The organism is Sphingopyxis sp. EU05-FHT14B03, from assembly GCF_058790875.1.
Genome location: NZ_JBYTDC010000001.1, coordinates 806,729 through 832,526, shown reverse-complemented (window position 1 = coordinate 832,526; position 25,798 = coordinate 806,729). Strand labels below are relative to the sequence as shown.

Below are 25,798 nucleotides of genomic sequence, written 5' to 3'. Positions count from 1 at the left end.
CCGAAATCTCACATCGCGTTCGTCGACGCGGTCGATACATTGTTCCACATGCTGATGGTCGAATTGCCGACATTGGTGATCGCGGTCATCGCCGCGATAAAGATCAGGGCCAGTATCAGCCCATATTCGACAGCCGTCGCGGCGCTGGTCGACCGCAGCAACTTGGCAATCTTGGTCATCATTCTGCCCCTGCCTTTTTCCAGGCTCAGCATTCCCGAATCGCCGGACGACCGTCCATGGCCGTGACGTGCGCGCGATGCCGCACTGGTCCGTGCCGCAATCGCGCCATGGGTCCGAGACGATAGAATCGTTCGAACCTCGGCCGTGCAATTCGGGGATTCTGGTCCTAGAGTTCCCGAGGATTCCGGATTTCGCATATCAGGGTTAATAATTTGTCCTCTGTCCCATCAATAAAAGCCGCCGAAAACTGTCTCATTGTGGTCGCCGCGGCGCTGGTCGATCGCGACGGGCGGGTGCTCGTCCAGCAACGTCCCGAAGGCACGGCGATGGCCGGTTTGTGGGAGTTTCCGGGCGGCAAGCTCGAACCCGGCGAGACCCCCGAGGCGGCGTTGATCCGCGAACTCGACGAGGAACTGGGAATCGTGGTCGATCATGCCTGCCTGGCCCCCGCCTGTTTCGCGAGCGAGCCGCTGGGCGACCGGCATTTGCTGCTGCTCGTCTATGCGCTGCGCAAATGGCAAGGCGTGCCGGTGGCGCAGCACGCCACGGCGCTGCGCTGGATGCGGCCGGTCGAGCTTTACGGCCTCGACATGCCGCCCGCCGACCGCCCGCTGATCGGGCTGCTCGAAGCCTTGCTCTAGGACCCTAGTCTTTCGGTTTCAGCGCGTCGGTGAGCGACGCGGTGCCGCTGCCGCGTCGCGCGGGTTTGGGCTGATCGGGATGCGGTGCCCAGCCGCTGAAATGGATCAGTCGGAAATGTTCGGCGACGCGGCCGTCGGGGTCGGCCTGCGCCGCAAAGGCGACCGCGATGTGCGTCGCCTCTTCGCGCGTCAACGGCGGCGGCGCGGGGGATAGCCGGCTCGACAGGCCTGCGGCGCGTAGATCGCGGACGAGCGCGAACCAGTCGCCATAGCGCACGCTCAGCGCGTCGACGTCGACCACCGGCATGGTGAAACCGGTGCGCTGGAGTAGATTGCCCATCGCCGCGAGGTCGATCTGTGGATGCAGGCGGGCGATCGAGCGCACCCCGTCGGTCATCACCGCGCGCCGTAGTCGCGCCAGGCTGCCGTCGCCGACGAAGGCGCCGAGCAGCAAGCCATCGGGCGCGAGCAGCGCGCGCAACCGGACGAGCGCTCCGGGCACGTCGTTGACGCTGTCGAGTCCGCCGGGCCAGACGATCAGATCGAAACTGGCGAAGGGCAGGTCGATCGCATCGGCCTCTCCCACGATCGCGCCCGTCGCGGCGGCCAGTGCCGGCCCCGCCTCGAATATCGTCAATTCGGTGCCCGTCGCGCGCAGATGGTCGGCGAGCGCGCCGTCATGGGCACCGATCAGCAGGGTTCGCGGGAAGCGGCGCGTCACCATCGACAGGCGGTCGAGCAGCGTTTCGGCGATGATCGGCGCGAGAAAATTGGCCTCGGCGGGCAGGTGCGCCACGCGATCGCGCTGGGCGCGGTGGCGCGCGGAGGAAAAAAGCGGGGCGGGGGGCTGCGACATGCGGCGCTTGTGCCGCCTCGTGCGATGCTTCACAAGTCGGACATGGCGAGCGCGGCGGTGCAGGTCGAGAGCGAAACGCCGGCGCGGGCGGCAAGCCTGCTGCGCGGCCTCCGCGACGCGGGCCGGGCGATCGTCGACTATGCCTTGCCGCCGCGCTGTCCCGCCTGCGGGATCATCGTCGCCGGCGACCGGCAATTCTGCCTGGCCTGCTGGCAATCGCTCGATTTCCTCGATGGTCCCGCCTGCGCCCGCTGTTCGATCCCCCTGCCGCGGGCGCTGGCGGGCGCCGATTTGCAATGCGGCGCCTGTCTCACGAATCCGCCGCCCTTCGATGGCGCTCCGGCGGCGGTCGCTTATGGCCCCGCGGCGCGCACCGTCGCGCTGCGGCTCAAATATGGCCGGCGGCTCGGTCATGCCCGGCTGATGGCGCGCCTGATGGCGCGGCCGTTGACGACTCTGGCGGACGGGGGAGAGGCGCTGCTCGTGCCGATCCCGCTCCACCGCCGGCGGCTCTGGTCGCGCGGGTTCAACCAGGCGGCGCTCGTCGCCGACGAACTGACGCGGCTGACCGGCGCCCCGCACGATCATCATCTGTTGCTGCGCGCCAGGGCGACCGCGTCGCTGCGCGGCAAGTCCCGGCGCGAGCGCGAGAAGATCGTCGCGGGCGCGTTTGCGCTGGCCCCCGATGCCAAGGCGAGAGCCGCGGGACGGCACCTGATCCTGATCGACGATGTCCATGCCAGCGGGGCGACCTTGCGCGCCGCCGCCAGGGCGCTCCGGCGCAGCGGTGCGGTGCGGGTTTCGGCGCTCAGCTGGGCGCGGGTCGTCCCCGAAGCGCTGATGACCGGCAACATATTTGACTTTGCCACGTTGGATTCCGATATCAGCGATCAGATCATGACAGGATAGCCAGATGGCCAAAATCGAAGTCTTTACGAAATTTTTCTGCCCTTACTGCTCGCGCGCGAAGGCGCTGCTCGACCGCAAGGGCGCCGACTATCAGGAAATCGACCTGACGATGGATCGCGCGGGGTTCGAAGCGATGGTCGAACGCGCCGGCGGCAGCCGCACGGTGCCGCAGATTTTCATCGACGGCCGCCATATCGGCGGCAGCGACGACCTCGCCGCGCTCGATGCGAAGGGCGGGCTCGATCCGCTGCTCGGAACGGCCTGACCTTTGATCGTGTTCGATCTTTGCTGCGCCGCCGGCGACCACCGGTTCGAGGCCTGGTTCGCCAGCAGCGATAGCTTTGCCGGTCAGCAGGCGCGCGGGCTGATCGCCTGCCCGATCTGCGGCGACAGCGATGTGCGGAAAGCGGTGATGGCGCCGCGCATCGGGGCGAAGTCGAACCAGCTTGCCGCGCCGTCGGCTCCGGCGCCGACCGAGGCCCAGCACGGCCATGCCGGTGAAATCTCGCCCGAACTCGTCCGCAAGGTGATGGCGGGGATCGCGGCGAAACAGGCCGAGATGCTGCCGCAGTCGCGCTGGGTCGGCCGCGACTTTGCCGACGCGGCGCGCGCGATGCACGAAGGCCGCGCCGCCGAGGACCTGATCCACGGCCAGACCTCGCCCGAGGAAGCTCAGTCGCTACGCGACGACGGCATCGCGGCGATGCCGTTGCTCGTTCCCTTCGTGCCGCCCGATGCGCTGAATTGATCGCGGCCGATTGACGCTTTGCGGGCCACGCCGCTACACGGACGGCGGCGCACCCGTAGCTCAGCAGGATAGAGCATCAGATTCCTAATCTGGGGGCCACAGGTTCGAATCCTGTCGGGTGCACCACTTCGCTCGTCGTCGCGATCATTTTACAGCTTCGACGCGATTTCGGCCGCGGCGGGGCACGCCGACGCGCATCGCGCCGCTGACAGCGGCGATCGTCTCGGTCTCCGCCATGCCGCTCTCGATCGAAACGCCCGGGGTAAAGCCGGGGTGGAGAGCCAAGCAAAAAGCTGGCTCGCCACAACCGGCCCATAACCGCCGCGCTAGCGAAGGATCGGTTCGAAAGCCTTCAGAGTGCCGAACCGCCGAGCTTGTAGGTCAACTGCAGAAACACGCTGCGCCCGACGCTGTCGAACCAGCTGGTGTTGTAATAGGGATAGCTCGACCAGGTCGGGTCTTTCACCGGGTTGGTGTCGAACAGGTTCCGGATCGTCAGCGACCCGCGCATATGATCGGTGAAATCATATTGCAGCGTCGCGTTGAACAAATAGCTCGCCTTCAGGAACGCGTCCTCGTCATAATTGGGCAGCTTGCCGAGACGGGTGCCCGAGAAAGTGAGCTGCAATCCGTCGCTGGCCCAGGTGATGCTGCCGTTCGACTTGTCGCGCGGCAGGTAGAATCCGCTGTCGAACGCCAGCTTGTTCTCGATCGGATCGCCCGGATATTGCTGGAAGCTGTGCTTGAACACATGGCTGTGCGCGAGCGACAGGGTGAAATCGCCGAAGCTGGTGGGCAAGGTGCCGCGGAAGGCGATGTCGATACCGCTGGTCTTTTCGCGCGCAATATTGATCGGGTTGACGCGGATCGATTCGATCTGTCCCGCGAAGCTGCCGCCGGTGAAGCGCGACACGCGCGCGATCGCGTCCTGACAGGTCGGCGAGGCGGGATCGAGTTCGGTGTTGCCATTGGCGTCGGGCCGGCAGGCGGCCTCGTCGCGCGCGATCTGGTCGATGCTGAGGTCGTCGACCTGATTGTCGAGCGAGACGCGGAAATAGTCGACCGACAGGTGCAGGCGGCTCGACGGAGCGAAGACGATACCGGCGGTCAGCGTCTTGCCCGTTTCGGCCTTGAGATCGCGGTTGCCGGTCCGGTTCACGACGACGCCGGTGCCCGAATAGCTGCAGTCGCCGATGTCTTCGTCGGGTTCTTCGATGCCGCAGAGGTAATAATCGTCGACGCCGCTCGACACATTACCCGGTCCGGTGAACACATAATGGAGGTCGGGCGCGCGGAACGCGGTGCCATAGGCGGCGCGGAACAACAGGCTGTCCATCGGCCGCACTTCAAGGCCGCCATTATAGGTGAATTTGCCGACGTTGCGGCCCGCAAAACCGAAGCGATCGTAGCGTCCGGCCCCGGTCACCGTCACAAAATCGAGCACCGGCACGCGCAATTCGCCGCCCAGGGCGGCGTGGCTGCGCTTGCCCTCGCCATCGCTGTCCTTCCAGCTGTAATAATAGTCGGTGAGCGCCAGCGGATCGGGCCGGAGATTATAGCCCTGCTTGCCATATTCGGCGACCATCGCGAAGCCGACCGGACCGGCGGGCAGCTCGAACAGCTCGCCGTTGGTCAGCGTCGCCTGCAAATTGTTGGTCCAGGCGTAAGGGCGATAGACGGTGTCGGCCGAAATGCTTTCATATTCGGCGCGCGTCAGCGGCGTGTAGAGCCGCGCCGGGTCGGCGTTGTAGATCGGATAGCCGCTGTCCTCGTCGAAGCCAACCCGGTCGCCGAGGAACAGCTTCTGCGCCTTGCTGTTGATGATCTGCGGCCAGCGGACGGTCGACTGGTAGCGGCTGTAATTGAACGACAGCTCGTAATTCCATTTATCGGCAACCGTGCCGCGGATGCCCGGCGTGATGCTGTAGGTCGTCTGCTTGATCCGCTGCAGCTCGAACCCGCCGGTTTCTTCCGGCGTGAACTGGCGCGACCAATCCTCGAGCTGGTCGGTGAAGCTGTTGTAGAAATAATTGTCGGCGCTCGAAGACGATTGTTCGAACGCCCAGGCGGTGACGTCGTACATCAGCCGCACCTTGCTGATCCCGAACTGGAAGTCGGTGAACAGCTTGGCATTGTCCGACAGCTCGTAGGACATGGTGCCAAAGCTGTTGAAGCCCTTGCGCCCCGAAATGATCGTCCCATAGGCGATCGATTGCTTGCTGCCGCAGAAATCGCCGTAGCGCGGACGGTTATATTGCTGGATCGTGCCCATGTTGAGTCCCGACAGCGCGGCGCAGGCGCCCGGCGGCGGGGTGATATAGTCGACATTGTCGTCGATGCGCAGGAAGGTACGCCGCGCCAGCGTGTTCACCGGATTGTCGTCGGTGCTGTCCTGGATGCTGCGGTCGAACGCCCACAGCGGCCGCTGGTCGATATATTCGATCCCGCCGGCGATGTTGAACCGATCGGTCGACCAGCCGCCCGTCGCGGTGACGCGGTGCGACATGCCGCCGCCATGCTCGGTGCGCCCGTGGCGATAGTCGAGCGTGATGCCGTCGAGCTTTTCCTTCATCTTGAAGTTGACGACGCCGGCGATCGCGTCCGAGCCATAGATCGCCGACCCCGCGCCGCTCAGGATTTCGACCTTGTCGATCAGGCTGACGGGGATGTTCGAAATGTCGGTGAAGTTGCTGCGCCCGATATAGGGCAGCGGGAAATCGGCGATGCGGCGCCCGTTGATCAGCACCAGCGTATGGTTGGGGCCGAGACCGCGCAGGTCGACCTGCTGCGCGCCGGGGGTGAAGTCGGCGCTGCTGCCCGATTGCGGGCTCTGCGTTTCGCCGCTGTTCTGCGTCATCGCGGCGAGCAATTCGGGGACGCTGGTATAGCCGTTGGCGCGGATCGTATCGGAATCGATCGTGGTGACCGGCGACGGCCCCTGGTCGCGGATCGTGGGAATGCGCGACCCGGTGACGATGATTTCCTCGCTGCCCGCCTCGGCGGAGGCCTCCTGCGCAAAGGCCGGCGCGGACAGCGCCGGCACGCAAACGCCCAACGCCAGCAGAACCCGCATCGGACGCCTCGAGAAATTCGTCATCATACAACCCCTTGTTTGCCCGGCTCGACTCGATGCCTTACGCGCCCCGCGCACCGGATGTTTCGCGCATCCCACCAGAAAGCGTCGATAATTTCAATCAATATGTCGAATCTGGAAATCATATTGTCTTTTCAGGTCTACATTTTGTAACATCCGCCCGTTCATTGGGAGAAGGAAAGCCATGCTGCGCGCGTTCATCAGGGGAATCCGGCTGCTGTCGATCGCGATGCTCGGTATCGCCCTGACCCCGGCCGCCGCGAAGGAGGCGAAGGAAAAGCCCGTCGAACATTATGTTTTCGGCAAGCTCGACACCCCGACCCCTGGCCCCGTGTCGGGCGGGCTGCTGCTGATGGGCGGCGGCGACCGCAATATCGACGCGATGAAATGGTTCTTCGGCAAAGCCGGGCGCGGCCATATCGTCATCATCAGCGCCTCTTATGGCGAGGAGATGGGCAAGGAATTCTTCGACGAGATCGGCGGCATCGAGTCGGCCGAAATCTTCGTCTTCCACGCGCGCTCGCAATCGACCGACAAGAAGATCCTCGCCCGGCTGCGCAAGGCCGACGGCATCTTCATCGCCGGCGGCGACCAGGCGCGCTACGTTCGTTACTGGCGCGGCACCCCGGTCGCCGAGATTCTCGACGCGCATGTCGCGGCGGGCAAGCCGCTCGCCGGGACCAGCGCCGGGCTCGCGATGCAGGGCGAAAAACTCTATGGCGCGATGGACGACGGCAGCATCCGGAGTCCCGAGGCGCTTGCCGACCCGCTCGGCCCCGCCAACACGATCGAGGGCGATTTCCTCCATCTCGCGCTCTTGAAAGGCGTCGTCACCGACACCCATTTCAAGGAGCGCGAGCGGCTCGGCCGCCTCTTCGCCTTCGTCGCCAAGGCGCAGGTCGGGCGCGACCCCGCGCTGCCTCCGATGCTCGGCCTCGGCGTCGATGAAAGCGCCGCGCTGGCGGTCGAACCCGACGGCCGCGGGCGGATCTATGCGACCGCGCCCGACGGCTATGCCTGGGTCGTCGACGGCGCCGGGCTGAAAGACGTCACCGCCGGACGCCCGCTCGACGCGCCGCGTGTGAAGGTGACGGGGGTGGGCCCGAACTCGGTGATCCACCTGCCCTCGGGTCGCGTCGACAATCCGGTGTTCGAGCGCCATTACGCCGCGCGCGCCGGGGCGATCGCCGAAGTGCCGCGCTGGTCGCTCGCGATCCACGGCGGCGCCGGGGTGATCGAACGCGGCTCGCTGTCGCCCGAAAAGGAAGCCGCCTATCGCGCCGGTCTCGACGAGGCGCTGCGCGCCGGCAGCGCCGTGCTCGACAAGGGCGGCCCCGCGCTCGACGCGGTCGCCGCGGCGGTGCGCGTGCTCGAGGACAATCCGCTGTTCAACGCCGGGCGCGGCGCAGTGTTCACCGCCGAGGGCAAGAATGAACTCGACGCCGCGATCATGGACGGCAAGACGCAAAAGGCCGGGGCGGTCGCCGGGGTCACCCGCACGCGCCATCCGATCGACCTTGCCCGCGCCGTCATGGACAAGAGCCCGCACGTCATGCTGGCGCGCGACGGCGCCGACCGTTTTTCGGTCGAGCAGGGGCTGGAACAGGTCGACCCCAGCTGGTTCCGCACCGAGGAGCGCTGGCAGCAATTGCTGGCCTGGCGCAAGAAGCAGCAGGCGGCGATCGATCCCACCCATTTGTTCGGCACCGTCGGTGCGGTCGCGCTCGATGCCGAGGGCCATCTCGCCGCGGCGACCTCGACCGGCGGCATGACCGGCAAGCGCTGGGGCCGCATCGGCGATTCCCCGATCATCGGCGCGGGCACCTATGCCAAGGATGGCCAGTGTGCCGTGTCGGCGACCGGGTCGGGCGAATATTTCATCCGCGAAAGCGCCGCACGCCAGCTCTGCGACCGCGTCGCGTGGAAGGGCGAAAGCCTGAAGGACGCGGCGCAGGCGACGATCATGGCGGTCGGCGCGATCGGCGGCGACGGCGGGCTGATCGCGATGGGCCCCGACGGCGACCCGGCCTTTGCCATTAACGACCTTGGCATGTATCGCGGGCGGATGAGCGCCGGGGGGACTCCACAAACCGCGATCTTCGCCGACGAAAAGCTGGCCGACTGATGGCCAGCGGGGGCGTCACGCTCGACGAGATCGACGAACGCCTGCTGACCCTGCTCCGCGACGACGCCCGCCAGACGATCGCGCAGCTCGCCAAGGAGCTGGGCATTTCGCGCGGGCAAATCTATTCGCGCCTCGCGCGGTTGGAGGAAGGCAAGGTCGTCGCGGGCTACACCGTGCGGCTCGGCCATGCTTTCTCGGCAAGCCGGGTCCGAGCGCATATGATGATCAAGACGCTGCCCCGCTTTCACCGTGAGGTCGAGCAGGCGCTCGCGGCCCTGCGGCAGGTTCAGGCGGTCCACGCGATCAGCGGAGAATATGACATCATCGCGATGCTCGAGGCCGAGGACGGCGTCCAACTCAACGAGCTGATCGACGATGTCGGCCTTCTCGAAGGTGTCGAACGCACGACCACGTCGGTCATTCTCGCCACCAAGATCGAGCGATAGCGTAGAGCGAGTTCGCCGATTTTATCGAAAGCTATTGAGAGCGGCGCCGGAAACCGGGCGACGGCGCGTGATCGCCGCTGGTCCGGTCAGCCGTCGTTGGCCGCCGCCAGTTTCTGCGCACGAATATCCTTCTTGAGCACCTTGCCGACCTTCGATCGTGGCAGATCGGCCCAGATTTCGAGGGTCTTCGGCGCCTTGACGCTGCCGATCGCGGCCTTGACCGATGCGATGATGTCGGCCGGGTCGGCGCTTTGCCCCGCGCGCAATTGCACGACGGCGCAGACGCGCTCGCCCCATTTGTCGTCGGGCAGGCCGAACACCGCGCCGTCCTGCACCGCCGGATGCGCGAGCAGCGCCGCCTCGACCTCGGCCGAATAAACGTTGAAGCCGCCGCTGATGATCATGTCCTTGGCGCGGTCGACGATGAACAGGAAATTGTCGGGGTCGAGATAGCCGATGTCGCCGGTGCGGTGCCAGCCGTTCACCGTCGCCTCGGCGGTCGCAGCCGCGTTCTTGTAATAGCCGTCCATGACCAGCGAGCCTTTGACGACGATCTCGCCGCGTTCGCCCTGCGGTAGCTCCTTGCCATCGCTATCGATGATCGCGACCCGGACCAGCGGCCCCGGCCTGCCCGCCGATGACAGGCGGTGGCGCGCGACCGATCCATCCGAATTGAAATGATCTTTCGGCGCCATCATCGAGATCATCATCGGCGCCTCGGTCTGCCCGAAGAGCTGCGCCATCACCGGGCCGATCTTCTCGATCGCCTCTTCGAGCCGCGTGGGGGAGATCGGCGCGGCGCCGTACCAGAAGCATCTCAGCGACGAGAGGTCGGTCGCGGGCAGCGCGGGGTGGTCGAGCAGCATGTAGATCAAGGTTGGCGGCAGGAATGTATGCGTCGCGCGGTGCTGTGAAGCGAGCGACAGGAATTCGCCGATATCGGGATAGGGCATGATCACGACTTCGCCGCCATGCGCGAGAATCGGGAAGGCGAGCACGCCCGCCGCGTGGGTGAGCGGCGCCATCGCGAGATAGACGGGGCGACCCTCGAACGGATAGCCCATCAAGGTGAGCGCGGTCATCGCCTCGAGATTGCGATTGGTCAGCATCACCCCCTTGGGATGGCCGGTGGTGCCGCCGGTGCCGGGGAGCATCGCGAGGTCGCTGACGGGGGCGGCGGTGAAGGGGCTGCTCTCGATGCCCGCGAGCCACTGGTCGAGCGAGGGGGCGAATTGTTGTTCGGCGTCGAGGCAGACTAGCAGCTTCAGCTTGGGCAATTGGCCGCGCAATTCATCGACGAGGTCGGTGAACTTCGAATGGAAGAGCAGCGCCGAGCAATCGAAATTGTCGAGGACGAAGGCGTTTTCGGCCGCTTCGTTGCGCGGGTTGATCGGGCACCACACCGCTGCGGCGCGCGAGATGGCGAAGACGCAGGCGAAGGCGGTGGGATCGTTGCCCGACAGGATCGCGACATGCTGATTCGGCAAAATGCCCGACGCGTTCAGTCCGTGCGCGACGCGGTGGGTCAGCGCCTGCACATCCGCATAGGACAGGCTCTGCCCGTTCATCGTCAGGCAGGGGGCATCGGCGCCCAGCGACGCCCCCTTGTCGAGCCAGTCGACCAGCCGCATCAGGCGCTCTGGTCAGTCATGAACCGTGACGATCGGTTTCAGCACCAGCCCGAACTGGCGCAGGCTGCCGAGGATTTCGCGGTGTCCGAAGGCCTGGCAAGCCGAGGCGAAGCCCGTGCGGCGCGGCGCCTGTTGCAGCAAATTCGCCGCCGCCCAGGCCTGCATCAGCCCGGTCTGCTTGTAATTGCAATTGCCGTGGATCAGCACATGGACGCGGCCGAGCGGACCCGAGGCATAGACCGAGTCGATGCTGGTGTTGAGCCGCGGATTTTCGCGCGGCGGCATGTCGCCCTGTACCGATTCCGCCATTTTTGCGAGCGCCGCCTCTTGTTCGGCAAAGGGTAGCGGCTTGATGTCGGTGTCGATCATCTTGGTCATCGCGACGACATTGTCCATGACCTCGCGCGCGAAGACGCCGCCATAGACCTTGACCGTCGAGACGCGCGGATCGGTCTTGAACCAGATCGGGTGCGAAGTGCCGCCCCAGGGCAGGGTCAGCGCGGTGGCGTGCTGGCCGGGCACCTGACATTCGGTCGTCGTCAGCGTCGGCCACTGAACATATTGGTTGTTCTCGAGATAATACCAGTCGGCCTTGAGGATCGTGAAGATCGTCTGGACCGAGGCATAGGTCGGGAAGCCTTTCCACAGCACCAGCATGTCGAGCGTGTCGAGGCCGGGCATGGTTTCGAGCGCGATATTCGCCGCGATTTCGCCGGTCGTGTACATTTGCGCCACGCAGGGCGAGAGGAGGAGGCCCTTCTTGGCAAAGGCGTCGCCCCATTTTTCCTGCGCGAGCAGCATCCAGTCCTGTTCGCCGGTTGTGTCGAGATAGTGGCAGCCGGCCGCAAGTGCAGCTTCGACCGTCTCGGGCCCATATTTGATGAAGGGGCCGACCATGTTGCACACGACCTGCGCGCCCTTGAACAGCTTGGTCAGCGCCGCGACATCATGCTCGACCTCGACGACTTGATAGTCGGCGGTCTCGATGCCGGGGACCTTGTCCATCACCTCTTGCACACGCTTGGCGTCGCGCCCGGCGGCGATGAACGGGATGCCGAGTTCGCGCAGATATTCGCAGACGAGGCGACCGGTGTAGCCCGAGGCGCCATAGACGATGACCGGCTTCTTGCTCATGTCATTATTCCCTAGTTTGAATAAGTTGGAGATCAGATCGCGGTGTAGCCGCCGTCGACGATCAGCTCGCTGCCGCACATGTAAGCGGCATCGTCGCTGGCTAGGAACAGCAGCGGGCGGGCGATTTCGCGCGTCGTCGCCATCCGGCCGAGCGGGATCGCGCCGACTGTCGCCGCCGCAAAATCGCCGGCGGCGTCGCCAAGGCTGCCGACCGCGTCGGCGACCAGCTTGGTCTCGCAATAGCCGGGGTGGAGCGAGTTGATGCGCACCGGCCAGCCCTTGCGCGCGCAATCGACCGCCGCGGCCTTGGTGAACATCGCGACCCCGGCCTTGCTGGCGTTATAGGCGGGGAAGAGCGGCTCGGCGACATTGGCGGCGATCGAGGCGACGTTGACGATGACACCGCCCTTGTCCTTCATCGCCGCGATCCCGGCGCGGGTGCCGAGGAAAACGCTCTCCAGATTGACCGCCATCAGCCGCTGCCATTCGCCGAGGCTGGTATCGACGACCGATTTCAGGAACCCCATGCCGGCGTTGTTGACGAGGATGTCGAGCCCGCCCTCGTGCGCGACAATATCGGCGATCAGCGCGTCCCACGCGGCCTCGTCGGCGACGTCCTGCCGCCGCGCCTCGGCCTTGTGCCCCTCGGCGCGGATTGCGGCGGCGGCAGCCTCCGCCTCGTCGCCGTCGATATCGGTGATCGTCACCGACGCGCCCTCGCGGGCGAATTCCTGTGCCGCCGCCAGCCCGATGCCGCGCGCGGCGCCGGTGATCAGCACGCTCTTGCCTGTAAACCGCATCATCGGATGCTCCTTGCCTGGTCGGGGTGGGACCGGCGGGCGGGAGGAGGGGTGCCCGCCGGTCCCCGGGGGTAAGCGATCAGAACTTCGCCGTCAGCTCGACGCCATAGGTGCGCGGGGTACCGCGATTGAGATAGTCGAGACCGAAGATGTCGATATTGAGCCCGTAGCTGTAGTAGAATTTGTTGGTCAGATTCTTGACCCACAGGCTGGCGGCATAATTGCCATGCTCGAAGGTGAGCCGGCTGTTGACGAGCCAGTATCCGGGGTTGCCACAGGTGATCGCAGGACCGGCGGGGCGAACGTTGCCGGGCGCGCCGGCGCGGTCGCACGGGTTCTGGCCATAGTCGCCGAACGGGTCGAAATAATATTTGCCGGTGTAGGCGGCATCGGCGCGCAGCGTCAGCTTGTTGTCGCCGCTGTCGATCACGTCCCAGTCGACCCCTGCCGAGAAGGTGGTGCGCGGGGCGTTGGGGAAGGGGTTGCCGTTGACGTTGCGGGTCGGGCTCGACGGGTCGGTCGGGTCGATCACATTGCCCTTATATTTGCTGCGCAACAGGCTCATCGACGCGTCGAAGCGCAGGAAGTCGGCGGCCTGGATCGTCAGTTCGGCCTCGCCGCCATAGAGGCGCCCGTTGGCGCTGCGGGTGAAGGTCGTCGCGCCGATGACCTGCGTCACCTGATGGTTCTTATAGTCGTAATAGAAGCCCGCGAGATTGAGTTGCACCCGGCGGTCGAGGAAGCGCATCTTGAGCCCGCCTTCATAGGCGTTGATCTGCTCGGGCTGGATATAATAGACCTGATTGGTGCCCTGATAGGCGAGGCCGTTGAAGCTGCCGCTGCGATAGCCGCGGCTGTAGTTGAGATAGCCCATCATATCGTCGGCGAAGTCATAGCTGATGTTAACGCGGCCGGTCAGGCGGTTCGCCTTCTCATTCTGTTCGAGCGCCGGAGCGTTCGGGTTGTAGGGGAAGGTGTAAGGGATGGTGCTGGCGCGGATCGTGCCGCCAAGGTCGTAAAGCACCGTGCGGCCGTTCTGATATTTGACCTTGTCCATCGTGTAGCGGAGGCCGACGCTGACGGTCAGCGCGTCGGTCAGGTCATAGCTGCCGTCGAAATAGATCGCCGCCGACGGTCGTTTGATCGTGTAGCTCTGCTCGCCGCTGATCGGGCCGAAGGGCGGGGCGCCCGCTGCGCGGCACGCCGCCGAGATCGCGCCGCCGAACCCGCCGCCGCCCGAATTATTGACCTGGATATCGGTGAGCAGCGCGATCAGCGACCGTGCGTCGAGGAAGCCGTTGGGGTTGCCCGTCGGCACCGCCGAGCAATTGGCGGGGTTGGTCGGATCGAGCGCCGGGTTGGCCGCGAACGCCGGGATGATCGCCGCCGCCTGCGGCGCTGACACCGGGGCGTTGAAGAAGGAGGTCGGTACCCCCGCACCGAGCAGGATCGGTTTCAGCACCCCGAAGAAATCGATCTCGTTGCGCGTGTCGATCTTGTCGACGCCATAGTAGAGGCCGGCCACCAGATTGAGCCGGTCGCCCTTGTAATTGAAGCGCAGGTCCTGGTTGAAATTCTGGCTGACAGAATTGTAGCGCAGCGCGCAGACGCTGTTCGGCGATCCGTCGCAATCGAAGGGCGAATTGCGATATTTTCCGCCGTCGTAACCGGTGATCGAGGTGACCGAGACGGTGTCGCTAAGTTCGACCGCGATGTTGAGGGCGACACCGCGCGACGAGGTGAAATAGCGCCCGCCGGTGTCGGCCGCGACCTCGTTCTTGCCGAGCGGCGCGCCGCCATTCTGCGCCGGATCGAAGCGCGAATAGCCGAGCACGTCGCGCCCGCCCGCGAGCTGGCCGAGGGCATAGGGGTTTGGCGCGAGCGGATTGTCGCGCGCGAAATAGCCCTTCAGGTTGATGTCGACGGTGTCCGAGGGTTTCCAGCGCAGCGACACGCGCCCGGCGACGGTGTTGGTCGTGCCGACATCGCGGTTCTGGATGGGATTGAACTGCCAGCCGTCGCCTTTCGCAAAGGTGCCTGCGAAACGGATGCCGAGCTTGTCTGGGACCAGTGTGGCCTCCAGAGCGCCTTCGACCGTCTTGGTGTCGTAATTCGCATAGCCGACGGTCAGGGTGCCGTTGCTCGCGCCAAGCTGGGGCTTGTTGCTGAAGAAGCTGATCGCGCCGCCGGTGGTGTTGCGGCCGTACAGCGTGCCCTGCGGTCCGCGCAGCACTTCGACGCGTTCGAGGTCGTAGAGCTGCTGGCCGTGGCTGGCGCGGAAGCTTTGATAGACTTCGTCGACATAGACCCCGACCGGCGACGCGGTGGAGGCAGAAAACTCGTTTGCCACCGACACGCCGCGCAGCGAGAAGTTCGGCTGGGTGCGGCCATAGGGCGTCGTGATCTGGAGGCTGGGAACAAAGCCCTGAAGGTCGGAGGTTTCGCTGACCCCGCGCGATTCGAGTTCGTCGCCCGCGAGCGCCGAGACTGCTACCGGAACGTCCTGCAAATTCTGCGCGCGTTTTTGCGCAGTGACGACGATTTCGGCGATGCCGCCGCTTTCGGTCTGCGGCGCCGCGGTGTCCTGGGCGAAGGCGGCACCATGCCAGCCGATCAGCATGGTGGTGGACAGGCAGGTCGCCAGAAATGCTTTCTTGGTCATATCGTCTCTCCCAAGGATCGCGACCCGGTTCTTTGCGGGGCCGTCGATGGAAGGAGGCTATGGCGGTGGCGGTCGCGGCGACAGGCCAAGCGGCGGGGGGAGCGATGGGGGGGATGGCTGCGCGCCGCTTGCCGGGCGGCCTCGCGCGGCGTAGCCAGTGGGAATAAGGGAGGGGCACACGCATGACCGTCCAATCGGGATCGAGGATCGAAGCGAAGGCGCTGCTGCGCGCGGTGCCGCCTGCCGACCGGCCGCGTTTCGTCCGTCGCCAATATGTGCCGCCGCGCTTTCCGCCCGATCTTGTCGGACTCGATTCCATGCGGCCTTGGCTCGACAGGCTGGCGGCCCACGAACTGTGTGTCGTTCGTGCGCCGGCCGGCTATGGCAAGACCGCCTTTTGCGCGGCGCTGTTTGCCGAGGCGCAGGAAGCGGGCTGGGACACGGCCTGGCTATCTTTCGAAGCCGACGGCGATGCTGCGGGCGCCGTCGAGCGAATGGTTCGGGCGGTGATGCTGGCGCGCGGCGATGCGGTTTCGGACGACGGAGCCGAACCGACGCCGGCGGCGGAACTCGCCGATGCGCTCGCCGAAAAGATAGACGCGGGCAACCAGCCGCTGCTGCTTGTCCTTGACGACATCGACCGGCTGGGCGACGCCCATGCGCTCGATGTGCTGGGCCGGCTGCTTCGCCATCCGCCCGCGCAATTGCGGCTGGTGCTCGCGAGCCGCGCGATACCGGCGGTGGCGATCGAGGCGGCCGAACGGCGCGGCATGGCGCTCCACATCGGCCGCGCCGACCTCGCGCTGACGGGCGAGATGCTGCGTGCTTTCCTGCAAGGTGCGGGGGTGAGGCTCGATGCGCAGGGCCATGTGTCGCTCAGCGCCCTGCTCGAAGGCTGGCCGACCGGGGCGCGGTTGGCGGCACAACAGGGCGAGGCGCTTTCCCGCGATCGCGACTGGAACGGCTTGACCGGCCGGATCGAGGCGCATCTTGCGACGCTTGTGAGCGAATTGTCCGAAACGAAGCTTCGCTTCCTTGGCCGTGTTGCGGTCGCCCCGAAACTGGATACCGATCTAGCGCGATTGCTCAGCGGCGATGCCGATGCCGCTGGCCTGTTACGCGATCTCGCCGCCGGGGGGCTGTTCGTCGAGCCGGTCGACGACGGCGGTGGCGGCTACCAACTTCATCCCGCCTTTCGCGCCGCATTGCTGCGCGGCGTCGATCGCGACAGCCGGGCGCAGTTGCACCGCGTCGCCGCACGTCATTATGCCGCGCAGGGGATGAAAGGCGAAGCTGTCGATCAGGCACTTGCCGGTGGCGATCCGGCGCTGGCCGCCGGGTTGCTGGCGCATATCGCGATGCCGATGCTGGCGCGCGGCGAGATTGGCCGGGTGGCCGACTGGATGGGTCGGCTGGCGCCCGAACATATCGCCGAAACGGCGGGCCTTCGCGTCGCCGATGCCTGGCTTTCGGTGCTCACCGCGCGCCCTTATGCGGACGTCGCCATCCTGGCGGCCGACGGCGAGGAGGCGGAGGCCGCCGCCATCACCCTGTTCAATCGGGCCTATGCCGGCGACCGGATCCACGAAGTCGCCGAGACCTGCGACCGGCTTCTCGCCGCGCCCGACGATCTGTCCGATTTTGCGGTCGCAATGCTACGCGCGATGCGCGCCCATGGGGCATCGCGACGCGGCCTGTTCGGGCTGGTCCATGATTCGGTTCGTCCGCTGATGCTGCGCGGCGCGGGACAACCGCTCGACCTGCCGTTGGCGATGGCGGTCTGCGCGCGCGCGGCGGCATCGCGGGCGCTGGGGCAGCTCGGTGAGGCCGAGCGGCTGTTGCGCGATGCGCAAAGGGCCGCTGCCGGTGCCAATCTCGCCGCCGCGCTGGTCGATGCCGCGCTGGCGCGCTGTTGTTACGAGCGCGACGATCCGTTGGCCGCTGCCGCGCTGGCCAATGCGGCGCTGCCATTGCTCGAAAACAGCGCCTTCCAGGATGCCGTGACCCATGCCTTCCTCGTCGCGATCCGCGTCGCGGCGAGCATGGGGCGGACCGATGAGGCCGCGGCCCTGACCGACCGTGCCGAACTGCTTGCCTTCAAGCGAGGCTGGCTGCCGCTCAAGGCGCTTTGCATCGTCGAACGCGCGCGGTTGCGGCTGCCGCCGACGATCGATGCCGAAGCGGTGGTGGCGATCGCCGACGAGGAAGCTGCGGTGATCGATCCGCTGTCGGCGCAGGGCCGCGCCTTTGCCCTGCTGTCCGAAGCCCGCGCCTATGAAGCGATCGCACAGGGCGACCGGCCGCGGCTGACGACGGTCGCCGAGCGACTGCTGCGGCTGGCGTCGAACGCCGACGATGCCGAACTGCGCGCCTCGGCAACGCTGTTCAACATCCTGCCGCAGCTCAGCGGCCGCTGCGACAAGATGGTCGAACTCGAAACGGTGCGTTTTCTCAACCACGCCGCGAGCGTCGGCTTCCGCCGCACGATCGTCGACGTGCTCGACGTCACCGGGGTGCGCGCGGTGCAGAATTTCTGCAGTGAGGCCTATAGCTCGGATTGTTTCCTCGCCTTGCTCAAGCTCGCCGATCCGGCGCGGCACGATCCGGCGCTCGAAGGCGCGCATGTGCCCGCGCCGGGCGAGGCCTTTTCCTTCCTCACCGAGCGCGAGATCGAGATTTTGAGCGCGCTCAATGCCGGCGAGTCGAACAAGGAAATCGCGCGCACGTTGCAGCTCGCGCCCGAGACCGTGAAATGGCACCTCAAGAATGTGATGCGCAAATTGCGCGCGACGAGCCGCGAGGAAGCGGTGCTCAACGCGACGACATTGGGACTGAAGCTGATCGAGAGCGCCGCGCGCTAGCGCATAACCTAGGCCGGACGCGCTGGCCTGCCGGTGTCAATGGCTGGCCGAAGCGCCCGCTGCTTCGGCCTCGCCGACAGCCGCACGCATGGCGCGCAGTCCGCACAAGAAGATGATGGTGACGATCGTTCCGCAGGCACCGAAGGTAAGGGCGAGCGACATCCCGATCGCGGCGGGGTCTCCGAACCAATGGTCGGTCATATAGCCGACGATCGCAGGGCCCGCAGACATCCCGATGATGCTGACCGCGAACAGATAGACTGCGGAGACCCGCCCGCGCAGCGGCGCAGGGGTGACCATCTGGATCGCCGACGCGCCGATCGCCCCCATGGCGAGAGGGAAGGAGGGGAGTGCCATCGCGAGGAAATAACCGCTCGGGCTCGATGAGAGATAGGCGGCGCTGCCGAGCAGCGCCAGCACCACCCCGCCTACCACATAATATCGGAAATGCGCGTCGTGCAGGCCCTTCTGGAACAGATGATCGACGACCCGGCCACCCAGAAGCAGGCAGCACGCCCCGACGATGAAGCCGTAGGTCGAAAGCGCATAGCTGGTCTCGCTGACGCTCCAGCCAAAGCTGCGCATCATGAAGGTCGGGGTCCAGGCGAGCCGCGCGTAGACGAGCGCCATGACCACCGAGAACCCAAGGATCTGGACGAAAAAGAACAGCTTCCTCGCGCGGATGAAGTCATAGACTTCGCCCCATCCCCGATGTTGCGTCTGGGCGATTTTCGGACGGGCGGGTTCATAAATGAACAGCGCGAGAAATGCCATGAAGATGCCCGGCAGGCCGGTCACGATGAAGGCGAACCGCCATCCGGCCGTCGGCCCGAGCAGGGGCAGGTCGACGCCATCTTTCGCCAGTTCGAGAATGGTGCCGCCGATGGCGAGCGAAAGCTCGGCGCCGAGCAGCGCCCCCAGCATGAAAACGGCGATCGCAAAGGTCAGCTTGCGGCGAGGGAAAAGATCGGCCAGCAGCGAATAGCAAGCCGGGGCGAGCGCCGCCTCTCCCGCGCCGACCAACATGCGCGCGAAGAGCAATTGCTCAAAATTCTGAGCCAGCCCGCACGACATCGCCGCGATCGACCATATCATGACGCCGCCGAGGATGATGTAGCGGCGCTTGTACCGGTCGACGGCCTGGCCCAGCGGCAAGCCGCAGACCGCGAACAAGAGCGCGAAGGCGAACCCTTGCAGCAGGCTGATCTCGAAATCGCCGACGCCGAATTCGGTGCTGATCGGTTCGACCATCAACGATACGATCTGGCGATCGAGATAGGCCATCGCGAACAGCAACGTCATCAGGGCGGTGCTGGCCCAGGCACGCGACGCCGGCGGATAGCCCTGCACCGCCGCATCGTCGTCGCGGGGACCCGCTTCCTCATCAACCGACGCGTCGTACCGCATTGTCTCTCATCCCATTCGCTAGCGCTTTTCTTTTATATGTTAGCGATATGGATTAAATGCGAAAGCGATTTCTCACTCGAAGGGAAAAGGCTTGAGTTTCCGGAGCGAGTTGGGCGTGATTTCCTGAAGGTTTTCGAGATAGCGCCGAAGGTAAAGCCGCCACAGGTCCGCCGCCGTGTCGGCGTCGCGGCGTTCCATCGCGGCAATCATCTCCTCCTTCACCCCGATCGCCGCGATATAGCGTTCGACCTGTTGCGGATGGTGGGGCAGCCGGACCGACAGCAGCGACAACTGGCGGTCGGCGATCCCGCCGATCATCAGGCCCATCAACCGCAGCGTCTCGCTGCCGCAATTTTCGACCAGCGTTTCGCGGAAGAGTCGGCCGCGGGCATAGAATTCGGGACGGTCGTGGACAAGGTAGCGCTGCGACGCCGCATTCTGCGCCAGTGCGGACAGAATGGCCGGCGTGACGTTGCGCGTCAGCGATGCGACCGCCGCGGTTTCGATCACGATGCGTGTTTCGAAGACTTCGGAAATCGTCGCGTTGCGCATCTGCAGAAAGACCGTGCAATAGGAAGCGAGGCGCGCTGCGTCGGGTTCGCGGACCCGGGCGCCGCCACGACTGCCGCGCTCGACGCGAACCAGTCCTTCGGATTGCAGGATGCGCAGCGCCTCGCGGCACGACGGGCGCGACACTTCGAAACGCTGCATCAGTTGATGCTCGGCGGGCAGCATCGCGCCGATCGGCCATTCACCGGCGGCGATTTCCTCGCGCAGCTCTTCGGCCACACGTTCGGCGACGCTCGCCTTGTGGCCGCCGTTCGCTTCGTTTTCGATCAAATCCTGGTCGGTCATTGCAGAGCCATAAGGTCGCCGGTCGAATGTGACAAACACTATGACATATCGATAGCGATTAAATCTAAATCGCTTGACAATTAGAGCGTATGGCATTTGAAGCACGCCAAGCCGGCGTGGTTGACCGGCAGGATGGGAGAGAGACGATGACGAAGACGGTTCTGGGAATTGCCGGCATTGCTGCCACGCTCGCGGTCGCCGCGCCGGCCGCGGCGCAGATGAACGACGAAACCTCCGTCGCCAGCCCGGCGCCCGACGAAGGCGCAGCCGCAGCGGGCGATGGCGACATCATCGTGACCGCGCAGCGCCGCTCGGAACGTCTCGTCGATGTCCCGGCGTCGGTCGTCGCGATCAGCGGCGAGGCGCTGGCCCAGGCCGGAGTCAACGGGATCGAGGACCTGACGCGGCAGGCACCGGGCGTGCTGATCAACAAGACCGGCGCCTATGTGCAGCCCACGGTGCGCGGAATCGGCGCGAGCGTCCAGGGCGGCGGTGCCGAATCGAACATCGCCGTCTATGTCGACGGGGTTTATTTCGCGAGCCAGACGGGCGCGATGTTCGACCTGGTCAACCTCGAATCGGTGCAGGTGCTGAAGGGGCCGCAGGGCACGCTGTTCGGCCGCAACGCGACCGGCGGCGCCTTGCTGTTGACGACGCTGACTCCGTCCTTCACGCCGACCGGCAAGGCGTTCGCGAGCTTCGGTCGCTTTAATGAATATAAGCTCAGCGCCTACGCCTCGACCGGCCTCACCGACACCCTCGCCGCCGATATTTCGGTCTATCGCCGCCATACCAACGGGTTCATCCGCGACCTGCGGACCGGGGAGCGTCGGGGCGAGCAATCGAGCTTCGACATTCGCGGCAAGCTGCTTTTCGAGCCGAGCGACGCGGTGCGGTTCATCCTCGCGGCGTCGCATACCGAAACCAAGGATCCGTCGGGGCTGACCTACACGACGCTCAACGGCAATTCGGTGGGGCGGAACTTCGCCAATTCGGGACCGATCGCCGTCGAGCGCGGCACGTCGTCGCAGGAAATCGCGACGCGGATCGAAGCGAAGGTCAACACGGTGTCGCTGCGCAGCGAGATCGACCTGGGCTTTGCGACGCTCAACACGATCAGCGGCTATATCGACGAACAGGACTTCATCGACGCCGACCTGGATTCGAGCTACGCGCCGTCGTCCTTCGCGACCTACGACCAGTTCAACGAAAGCTTCAGCCAGGAAATCAACCTGACCTCGCCGTCCGGTGGCGATTTCTCGTGGGTCGCCGGCCTCTATTATTACTGGAATGCCGCCGGATCGGAGAATTGGCGCCTCAACGGCAACCCCTTCTATCGCGCGCGGATCACCAGCAACAGCATCTCGGGCTTTGCCGACGGGACCTATGACCTGGGCCCGGTGTCGCTCATCGCCGGGCTGCGCTACAGCAAGGAAAAGCGCGGGTTCCAGCGCGGCTTTCCGGGCGGCGCCTATACCGTCGATACCGACGTCACCTATACCAGCTGGACGCCGCGCGCGGGCCTCCGCGTCGACGTCGGGCCGCGCAGTAACGTCTATGCGACGTTCAGCCAGGGCTTCAAGAGCGGCACCTATAATCTGTCGTCGCCGAGCACCACGCCGGTGCGTCCGGAAAAGATCACCGCTTATGAAGCCGGCTTCAAATCGGCGAGCCGTGCGATCGATTTCAACATCGCCGCCTATCACTATGATTATCGAGACATCCAGGTGACCGCCTATGACTATACGTCGGGGGTCAGCCGGCTGTTCAACGCGGCGCGTGCGCGCGTCCACGGGATCGAGAGCGATGCGACATGGCGTCCCGCCGACAATTTCGACCTGCGCGCGGGATTCGCCTGGACGCACGCGCGCTTCAAGAGCTTCCCCGGTGCCCCCGCCTTCTTCCCGCGGACAACGCTGACGAACGGCACGCCATGCCCTGACCTCAATTGCGGCAACGCCCAGGTCAACGTCGATGCCAGCGGCAACAAGCTGCTGCGCGCGCCCGAGTTCACCATCAGCGCGGGGGCCAATTATCACCTCGAACTCGCGGGCGGCAGCAAGATCAGCTTCGGCGTGCGCCCCTATTGGTCGAGCAAGATCAATTATTCGTTCCAGGAACGCATTTCGCAGCCGTCCTACTTCACGGTCGACGCCGACATTTCCTATTCGCCCAACGATCAGTTGCGCCTGTCGATCTGGGGCCGCAATCTGACCGACACCAAATATGCGACCTCGCGGTCGGAATCGTCGGCGCGCGACGCGATCGCCTGGGCGCAGCCGGTCACCTACGGCATCTCCGCCAGCTATAATTTCTGATATGGGGGCGCCGCGCGCGAGCCGCGCGGCGCCTTTGCCTAGAGGATCGTCGATGCATCCCAGAATTCACGCCGCCCGCAACCCCGATCAGGCCGCCGCGATCCGGTCGGACACGGGGGAGACCCTGACCTATGGCACGCTCGAGCAGCGCGCGAACCGCGGCGCGCATTTCCTGCGTAGCCTCGGCATCCAGGCCGGCGATACCATCGCGATCTGGCTTCCCAATGTCCTCGAATATTACGAGATCTACTGGGCCGCGCAGCGCGCCGGCCTTTATATCACCCCGATTTCGACCAAGCTGACGGTAGAGGAGGTCGCTTATATCCTGCGCGATTCGAGCTCGCGGTTGCTGGTCACGAGCGGGGACATCGCCGAACTGGGCGCCTTCCTCGACGTCGCAAGCGCAAGCGCACCGGATCTGCAGCATATCTATGCGCTGGGTGCGGGGCACGGAACGCTGCCCGGCTGGGATGCCATCGCGGACTTTCCGGCCGATCCGATCGCCGACGAAAGCGCGGGCTTTCATATGGTCTATTCGTCGGGCACGACCGGGCGGCCAAAGGGCATTCGCCTGCCGTTGACGGGCGGACCGGCGACCGAGCCGCATATGCTCGCCGAACGGCAGGCCGCCCGTTACGGCACGGGCCCGCACAGCGTCTATCTGTCGCCGGCGCCGCTCTATCATACCGCCCCGCTCGCGATCTCGACCGCCGCGCAGCGGCTGGGCGCGACCGTCGTGCTGATGCCGCGCTTCACCCCCGAGGCCGCGCTTGCCGCGATCGCGACCTATAGGGTCACGGTGACCCAGATGGTGCCGACGATGTTCCTGCGCATGCTGCGCCTGCCCGAGGCGGAGCGGGTCGCTGCCGACGTCTCGTCGCTGACCCATGTCATCCACGCCGCCGCGCCTTGCCCGATCGAGGTCAAGGACCGGATGATCGACTGGCTCGGGCCGATCATCTACGAATATTATGGCGGTTCGGAAGGCAATGGTTCGACCTTCATCACCTCGGAGGAATGGCTCCGCAAGAAGGGTTCGGTCGGCCGCGCCGATTGGGGCACGATCCATATCTGCGACGACGAGGGGCGCGAGCTTCCAGCCGGTGAGCAGGGGCTGATCTATTTCGAGGGCGGCTGGAACTTCCAATATCTGAACGATGCCGAGAAGACGCGCGATTCGCGGCACCCGACCGAGCCGGGCTGGTCGGCGCTCGGCGACATTGGCTATCTCGACGCCGACGGCTATCTGTTCCTGACCGACCGCAAGAGCTTCATGATCATCTCGGGCGGGGTGAACATCTATCCGCAGGAGATCGAGAATCTGCTGACCGTCCACCCGAAGGTCGCCGATGTCGCGGTCATCGGCGTGCCGAGCGCCGAGATGGGCGAAGAGGTGAAGGCCGTCGTCCAGCCGCGCGACCCGGCCGATGCCGGACCCGAGCTCGAGGCCGAGCTGATCGCTTATTGCCGCGAACGGTTGAGCGCGGTCAAATGCCCGCGCAGCATCGATTTCGAGGCCGAGCTGCCGCGCCACGAAACCGGCAAGCTCTACAAGCGCGAGATTCGCGAACGCTATTGGGCGGGTTTCGCACGGCGGGTCGCCTGAGATGGCGGCGGTGCCCGGCAGCCTGATCGGGGCGATCCTGGAAGCCGAGGCCCGCGCGCCGGGCACGCCGCTCGTCGTCGCGTCGGACGGGCAGCCGAGCCATACCACGCTGGCCGAGGTCGTGGCGGCGGGGCGACGGATGGGGACGCGGCTCTCCGATGCCGGGGTCGCGAAGGGCGACGTCGTCGCCGCGATGCTGCCCAACTGGCGCGAATGGCTGGTCGTTGCGGTCGCCGCCGCGCAGTCGGGCGCGGTACTGCTTCCGATCGTGACCATCTATGGCGCGACCGAGCTGGGTTTCATCCTGCGCCAGTCGGGTGCGAAATGGCTGTTCACCCCCGAACGCTTTCGCGGCGTCGATTTTGCCGCGCTGATCGGAACCTGTGGTGCGCTCCCGGCGCTGCGGCATCATGTGGCCGTCGGGCCGGTGTTCGACCGGCTCACGGCCGAGGGCGTGATTGCCGATCCGGTGCCGTGCGATCCGCGGGACATGGCGCTGCTCGTCTATACCTCGGGAACGACCGCGGCGCCGAAGGGGGTCATGCATTCGGCTGCGGGCATGCTGGCCGAGCTCGCCTCGATGCGCGCGCTGCGGGCGCGGGGGAAGCTGGAGGTCGTGCTCTCGCCCTGGCCGCCGGGCCATGTCGCGGGCGCCTTGGCGATGTACCGCTTCCTGTGCGACGCGGTGCCGCTCGTCCTGATGGATCATTGGGACGCCGCGGTCGCCGCCGGCCTCATCGAGACCCACCGGGTGACGACATCGTCGGGAACGCCCTTTCACCTGTCGGGCACCATCGCCGCGGCGGGAGCCGAGGGCCGTGACCTGTCGTCGCTCGAGCAATATCTGGTCGGCGCGGCGCCGGTTCCGGCGTCGCTGGTCGAACGGTGCCGGGCGCAGGGCCTTGCCGTCTATCATTGTTACGGTTCGAGCGAACATCCGACGGTCACCTCGGGCGTGGTCGACGATCCGGTCGAAAAGCAACTCCATACCGAGGGGCGGCCGACGCCCGGCACGACGCTCCGCTTCGTCGACGACGCAGGCGTCGACGTCGCATCCGGCGAAGAGGGCGAAATCTGCACCCGCGGCCCGGACCTGTTTCTCGGCTACCTCGACCCGGTATTGAACGACGCGGCTTTCCTGCCGGGGGGCTGGTTCCGGACCGGCGATATCGGCCGCCTCGATGCCGAGGGCTATCTTCACATCACCGACCGCAAGAAGGACATCATCATCCGCGGGGGTGAGAATATCTCGTCGAAGGAAGTCGAAGCGGTGCTGCTGACGCATCCGGCGATTGCCGACGCCGCGGCGGTCGCGGCGCCCGACGACCGGATGGGTGAGATCGTCCGCGCCTGCGTCGTGCTGAAGCCCGGCGCCACGCTCGATTTCGAGGGGCTGCGCACGCATTTCGCCGCGGCGGGCATCGCGAAACAAAAGACCCCCGAACGCCTGACGATCGTGACGGAACTGCCCCGCAATGCGACCGGCAAAGTGCTGAAGCATATGCTGCGTCTTGCGGGGTGATGG

19 protein-coding genes and 1 tRNA gene are annotated in these 25,798 nt (G+C 65.7%); 11 read left to right on the top strand and 9 right to left on the bottom strand.

What is annotated here, in order from left to right:
• Nucleotides 1–8: 8 nt before the first annotated feature.
• The gene (locus tag AC3WS4_RS04035; protein ID WP_082544820.1) at nt 9–179 is read right to left on the bottom strand and encodes a Flp family type IVb pilin; all 171 of its coding nucleotides are present in this window, start codon (nt 177–179) and stop codon (nt 9–11) included.
• Between the two features lie 258 nt (nt 180–437).
• On the opposite strand from AC3WS4_RS04035, the gene AC3WS4_RS04030 reads away from it, so the two are divergent.
• On the top strand, nt 438–821 hold the full coding sequence (locus AC3WS4_RS04030) for a (deoxy)nucleoside triphosphate pyrophosphohydrolase (protein ID WP_492736336.1): 384 nt from the start codon (nt 438–440) through the stop codon (nt 819–821).
• A 4-nt stretch (nt 822–825) separates the two neighbouring features.
• On the opposite strand, the gene AC3WS4_RS04025 is transcribed toward AC3WS4_RS04030, so the two are convergent.
• Nucleotides 826–1,677 (bottom strand): methyltransferase domain-containing protein, encoded by an 852-nt coding sequence (locus AC3WS4_RS04025; protein ID WP_492736338.1) that lies wholly within the window; start codon nt 1,675–1,677, stop codon nt 826–828.
• 24 nt (nt 1,678–1,701) lie between these two features.
• Here AC3WS4_RS04025 and AC3WS4_RS04020 point away from each other — a divergent pair, with 24 nt between their 5' ends.
• The 4 genes from AC3WS4_RS04020 (at nt 1,702) to AC3WS4_RS04005 (ending at nt 3,460) form a co-directional block, all read left to right on the top strand.
• Nucleotides 1,702–2,586, top strand: coding sequence for a double zinc ribbon domain-containing protein (locus AC3WS4_RS04020; protein WP_492736340.1), 885 nt, complete (start codon nt 1,702–1,704; stop codon nt 2,584–2,586).
• Nucleotides 2,587–2,590: 4 nt separating this feature from the next.
• Nucleotides 2,591–2,851, top strand: a complete 261-nt coding sequence (grxC, locus tag AC3WS4_RS04015) for a glutaredoxin 3 (RefSeq protein ID WP_056343365.1) — start codon at nt 2,591–2,593, stop codon at nt 2,849–2,851.
• Nucleotides 2,852–2,854: 3 nt separating this feature from the next.
• Nucleotides 2,855–3,334 (top strand): DUF1178 family protein, encoded by a 480-nt coding sequence (locus AC3WS4_RS04010; protein ID WP_492736342.1) that lies wholly within the window; start codon nt 2,855–2,857, stop codon nt 3,332–3,334.
• A gap of 49 nt (nt 3,335–3,383) precedes the next feature.
• A tRNA-Arg gene (locus AC3WS4_RS04005) sits at nt 3,384–3,460 on the top strand.
• A gap of 226 nt (nt 3,461–3,686) precedes the next feature.
• Here AC3WS4_RS04005 and AC3WS4_RS04000 read toward each other — a convergent pair.
• On the bottom strand, nt 3,687–6,431 hold the full coding sequence (locus AC3WS4_RS04000) for a TonB-dependent receptor domain-containing protein (protein ID WP_492736343.1): 2,745 nt from the start codon (nt 6,429–6,431) through the stop codon (nt 3,687–3,689).
• Nucleotides 6,432–6,612: 181 nt separating this feature from the next.
• Here AC3WS4_RS04000 and AC3WS4_RS03995 point away from each other — a divergent pair, with 181 nt between their 5' ends.
• Entirely contained in the window at nt 6,613–8,553 is a 1,941-nt protein-coding gene (locus tag AC3WS4_RS03995; RefSeq protein ID WP_492736345.1) for an isoaspartyl peptidase/L-asparaginase, read from the top strand.
• Nucleotides 8,553–8,999, top strand: a complete 447-nt coding sequence (locus AC3WS4_RS03990) for an Lrp/AsnC family transcriptional regulator (protein ID WP_056343352.1) — start codon at nt 8,553–8,555, stop codon at nt 8,997–8,999. The genes AC3WS4_RS03995 and AC3WS4_RS03990 overlap by 1 nt, the downstream gene beginning before the upstream one ends.
• A gap of 86 nt (nt 9,000–9,085) precedes the next feature.
• Here AC3WS4_RS03990 and AC3WS4_RS03985 read toward each other — a convergent pair whose 3' ends face one another.
• From AC3WS4_RS03985 to AC3WS4_RS03970, 4 genes are all read right to left on the bottom strand, one after another.
• Entirely contained in the window at nt 9,086–10,630 is a 1,545-nt protein-coding gene (locus AC3WS4_RS03985) for an acyl-CoA synthetase (RefSeq protein ID WP_492736347.1), read from the bottom strand.
• A gap of 12 nt (nt 10,631–10,642) precedes the next feature.
• Complete coding sequence (locus AC3WS4_RS03980; RefSeq protein WP_492736349.1) at nt 10,643–11,764, bottom strand: DUF5938 domain-containing protein; 1,122 nt, start codon at nt 11,762–11,764, stop codon at nt 10,643–10,645.
• 32 nt (nt 11,765–11,796) lie between these two features.
• The gene (locus AC3WS4_RS03975; protein ID WP_492736351.1) at nt 11,797–12,567 is read right to left on the bottom strand and encodes an SDR family NAD(P)-dependent oxidoreductase; all 771 of its coding nucleotides are present in this window, start codon (nt 12,565–12,567) and stop codon (nt 11,797–11,799) included.
• Between the two features lie 76 nt (nt 12,568–12,643).
• Nucleotides 12,644–15,226 (bottom strand): TonB-dependent receptor, encoded by a 2,583-nt coding sequence (locus AC3WS4_RS03970; RefSeq protein ID WP_492736353.1) that lies wholly within the window; start codon nt 15,224–15,226, stop codon nt 12,644–12,646.
• A gap of 182 nt (nt 15,227–15,408) precedes the next feature.
• Between AC3WS4_RS03970 and AC3WS4_RS03965 the strand changes: the two genes are divergently transcribed.
• Nucleotides 15,409–18,087, top strand: a complete 2,679-nt coding sequence (locus AC3WS4_RS03965) for a LuxR C-terminal-related transcriptional regulator (protein ID WP_492736355.1) — start codon at nt 15,409–15,411, stop codon at nt 18,085–18,087.
• Between the two features lie 36 nt (nt 18,088–18,123).
• On the opposite strand, the gene AC3WS4_RS03960 is transcribed toward AC3WS4_RS03965, so the two are convergent.
• Nucleotides 18,124–19,494, bottom strand: coding sequence for an MFS transporter (locus tag AC3WS4_RS03960; RefSeq protein ID WP_187142358.1), 1,371 nt, complete (start codon nt 19,492–19,494; stop codon nt 18,124–18,126).
• 72 nt (nt 19,495–19,566) lie between these two features.
• Nucleotides 19,567–20,349: a FadR/GntR family transcriptional regulator gene (locus AC3WS4_RS03955; RefSeq protein WP_492736357.1), complete on the bottom strand. Its 783-nt coding sequence runs from the start codon at nt 20,347–20,349 to the stop codon at nt 19,567–19,569.
• A 146-nt stretch (nt 20,350–20,495) separates the two neighbouring features.
• On the opposite strand from AC3WS4_RS03955, the gene AC3WS4_RS03950 reads away from it, so the two are divergent.
• Genes AC3WS4_RS03950 through AC3WS4_RS03940 form a run of 3 tightly spaced genes read left to right on the top strand, consistent with a single transcriptional unit; the run spans nt 20,496 to nt 25,795 of the window.
• Entirely contained in the window at nt 20,496–22,667 is a 2,172-nt protein-coding gene (locus AC3WS4_RS03950) for a TonB-dependent receptor (RefSeq protein ID WP_492736359.1), read from the top strand.
• A gap of 52 nt (nt 22,668–22,719) precedes the next feature.
• A complete protein-coding gene (locus AC3WS4_RS03945) occupies nt 22,720–24,273 on the top strand; it encodes an acyl-CoA synthetase (RefSeq protein ID WP_492736361.1) in 1,554 nt (517 codons plus the stop codon).
• A gap of 1 nt (nt 24,274) precedes the next feature.
• The gene (locus AC3WS4_RS03940; protein ID WP_492736363.1) at nt 24,275–25,795 is read left to right on the top strand and encodes an AMP-binding protein; all 1,521 of its coding nucleotides are present in this window, start codon (nt 24,275–24,277) and stop codon (nt 25,793–25,795) included.
• Nucleotides 25,796–25,798 lie beyond the last annotated feature (3 nt).

Bases quoted from the DNA above. Each gene is read 5' to 3' on its own strand.
- AC3WS4_RS03985 (WP_492736347.1), bottom strand. From the start codon at position 10,630: ATGCGGCTGGTCGACTGGCTCGACAAGGGGGCGTCGCTGGGCGCCGAT.
- AC3WS4_RS03950 (WP_492736359.1), top strand. From the start codon at position 20,496: ATGACGAAGACGGTTCTGGGAATTGCCGGCATTGCTGCCACGCTCGCG.
- AC3WS4_RS04035 (WP_082544820.1), bottom strand. From the start codon at position 179: ATGACCAAGATTGCCAAGTTGCTGCGGTCGACCAGCGCCGCGACGGCT.
- AC3WS4_RS03955 (WP_492736357.1), bottom strand. From the start codon at position 20,349: ATGACCGACCAGGATTTGATCGAAAACGAAGCGAACGGCGGCCACAAG.
- AC3WS4_RS03945 (WP_492736361.1), top strand. From the start codon at position 22,720: ATGCATCCCAGAATTCACGCCGCCCGCAACCCCGATCAGGCCGCCGCG.
- AC3WS4_RS03975 (WP_492736351.1), bottom strand. From the start codon at position 12,567: ATGATGCGGTTTACAGGCAAGAGCGTGCTGATCACCGGCGCCGCGCGC.
- AC3WS4_RS04025 (WP_492736338.1), bottom strand. From the start codon at position 1,677: ATGTCGCAGCCCCCCGCCCCGCTTTTTTCCTCCGCGCGCCACCGCGCC.
- AC3WS4_RS03970 (WP_492736353.1), bottom strand. From the start codon at position 15,226: ATGACCAAGAAAGCATTTCTGGCGACCTGCCTGTCCACCACCATGCTG.
- AC3WS4_RS03960 (WP_187142358.1), bottom strand. From the start codon at position 19,494: ATGCGGTACGACGCGTCGGTTGATGAGGAAGCGGGTCCCCGCGACGAC.
- AC3WS4_RS04020 (WP_492736340.1), top strand. From the start codon at position 1,702: ATGCTTCACAAGTCGGACATGGCGAGCGCGGCGGTGCAGGTCGAGAGC.
- AC3WS4_RS03940 (WP_492736363.1), top strand. From the start codon at position 24,275: ATGGCGGCGGTGCCCGGCAGCCTGATCGGGGCGATCCTGGAAGCCGAG.
- grxC (WP_056343365.1), top strand. From the start codon at position 2,591: ATGGCCAAAATCGAAGTCTTTACGAAATTTTTCTGCCCTTACTGCTCG.
- AC3WS4_RS03990 (WP_056343352.1), top strand. From the start codon at position 8,553: ATGGCCAGCGGGGGCGTCACGCTCGACGAGATCGACGAACGCCTGCTG.
- AC3WS4_RS03965 (WP_492736355.1), top strand. From the start codon at position 15,409: ATGACCGTCCAATCGGGATCGAGGATCGAAGCGAAGGCGCTGCTGCGC.
- AC3WS4_RS04000 (WP_492736343.1), bottom strand. From the start codon at position 6,431: ATGACGAATTTCTCGAGGCGTCCGATGCGGGTTCTGCTGGCGTTGGGC.
- AC3WS4_RS03995 (WP_492736345.1), top strand. From the start codon at position 6,613: ATGCTGCGCGCGTTCATCAGGGGAATCCGGCTGCTGTCGATCGCGATG.
- AC3WS4_RS03980 (WP_492736349.1), bottom strand. From the start codon at position 11,764: ATGAGCAAGAAGCCGGTCATCGTCTATGGCGCCTCGGGCTACACCGGT.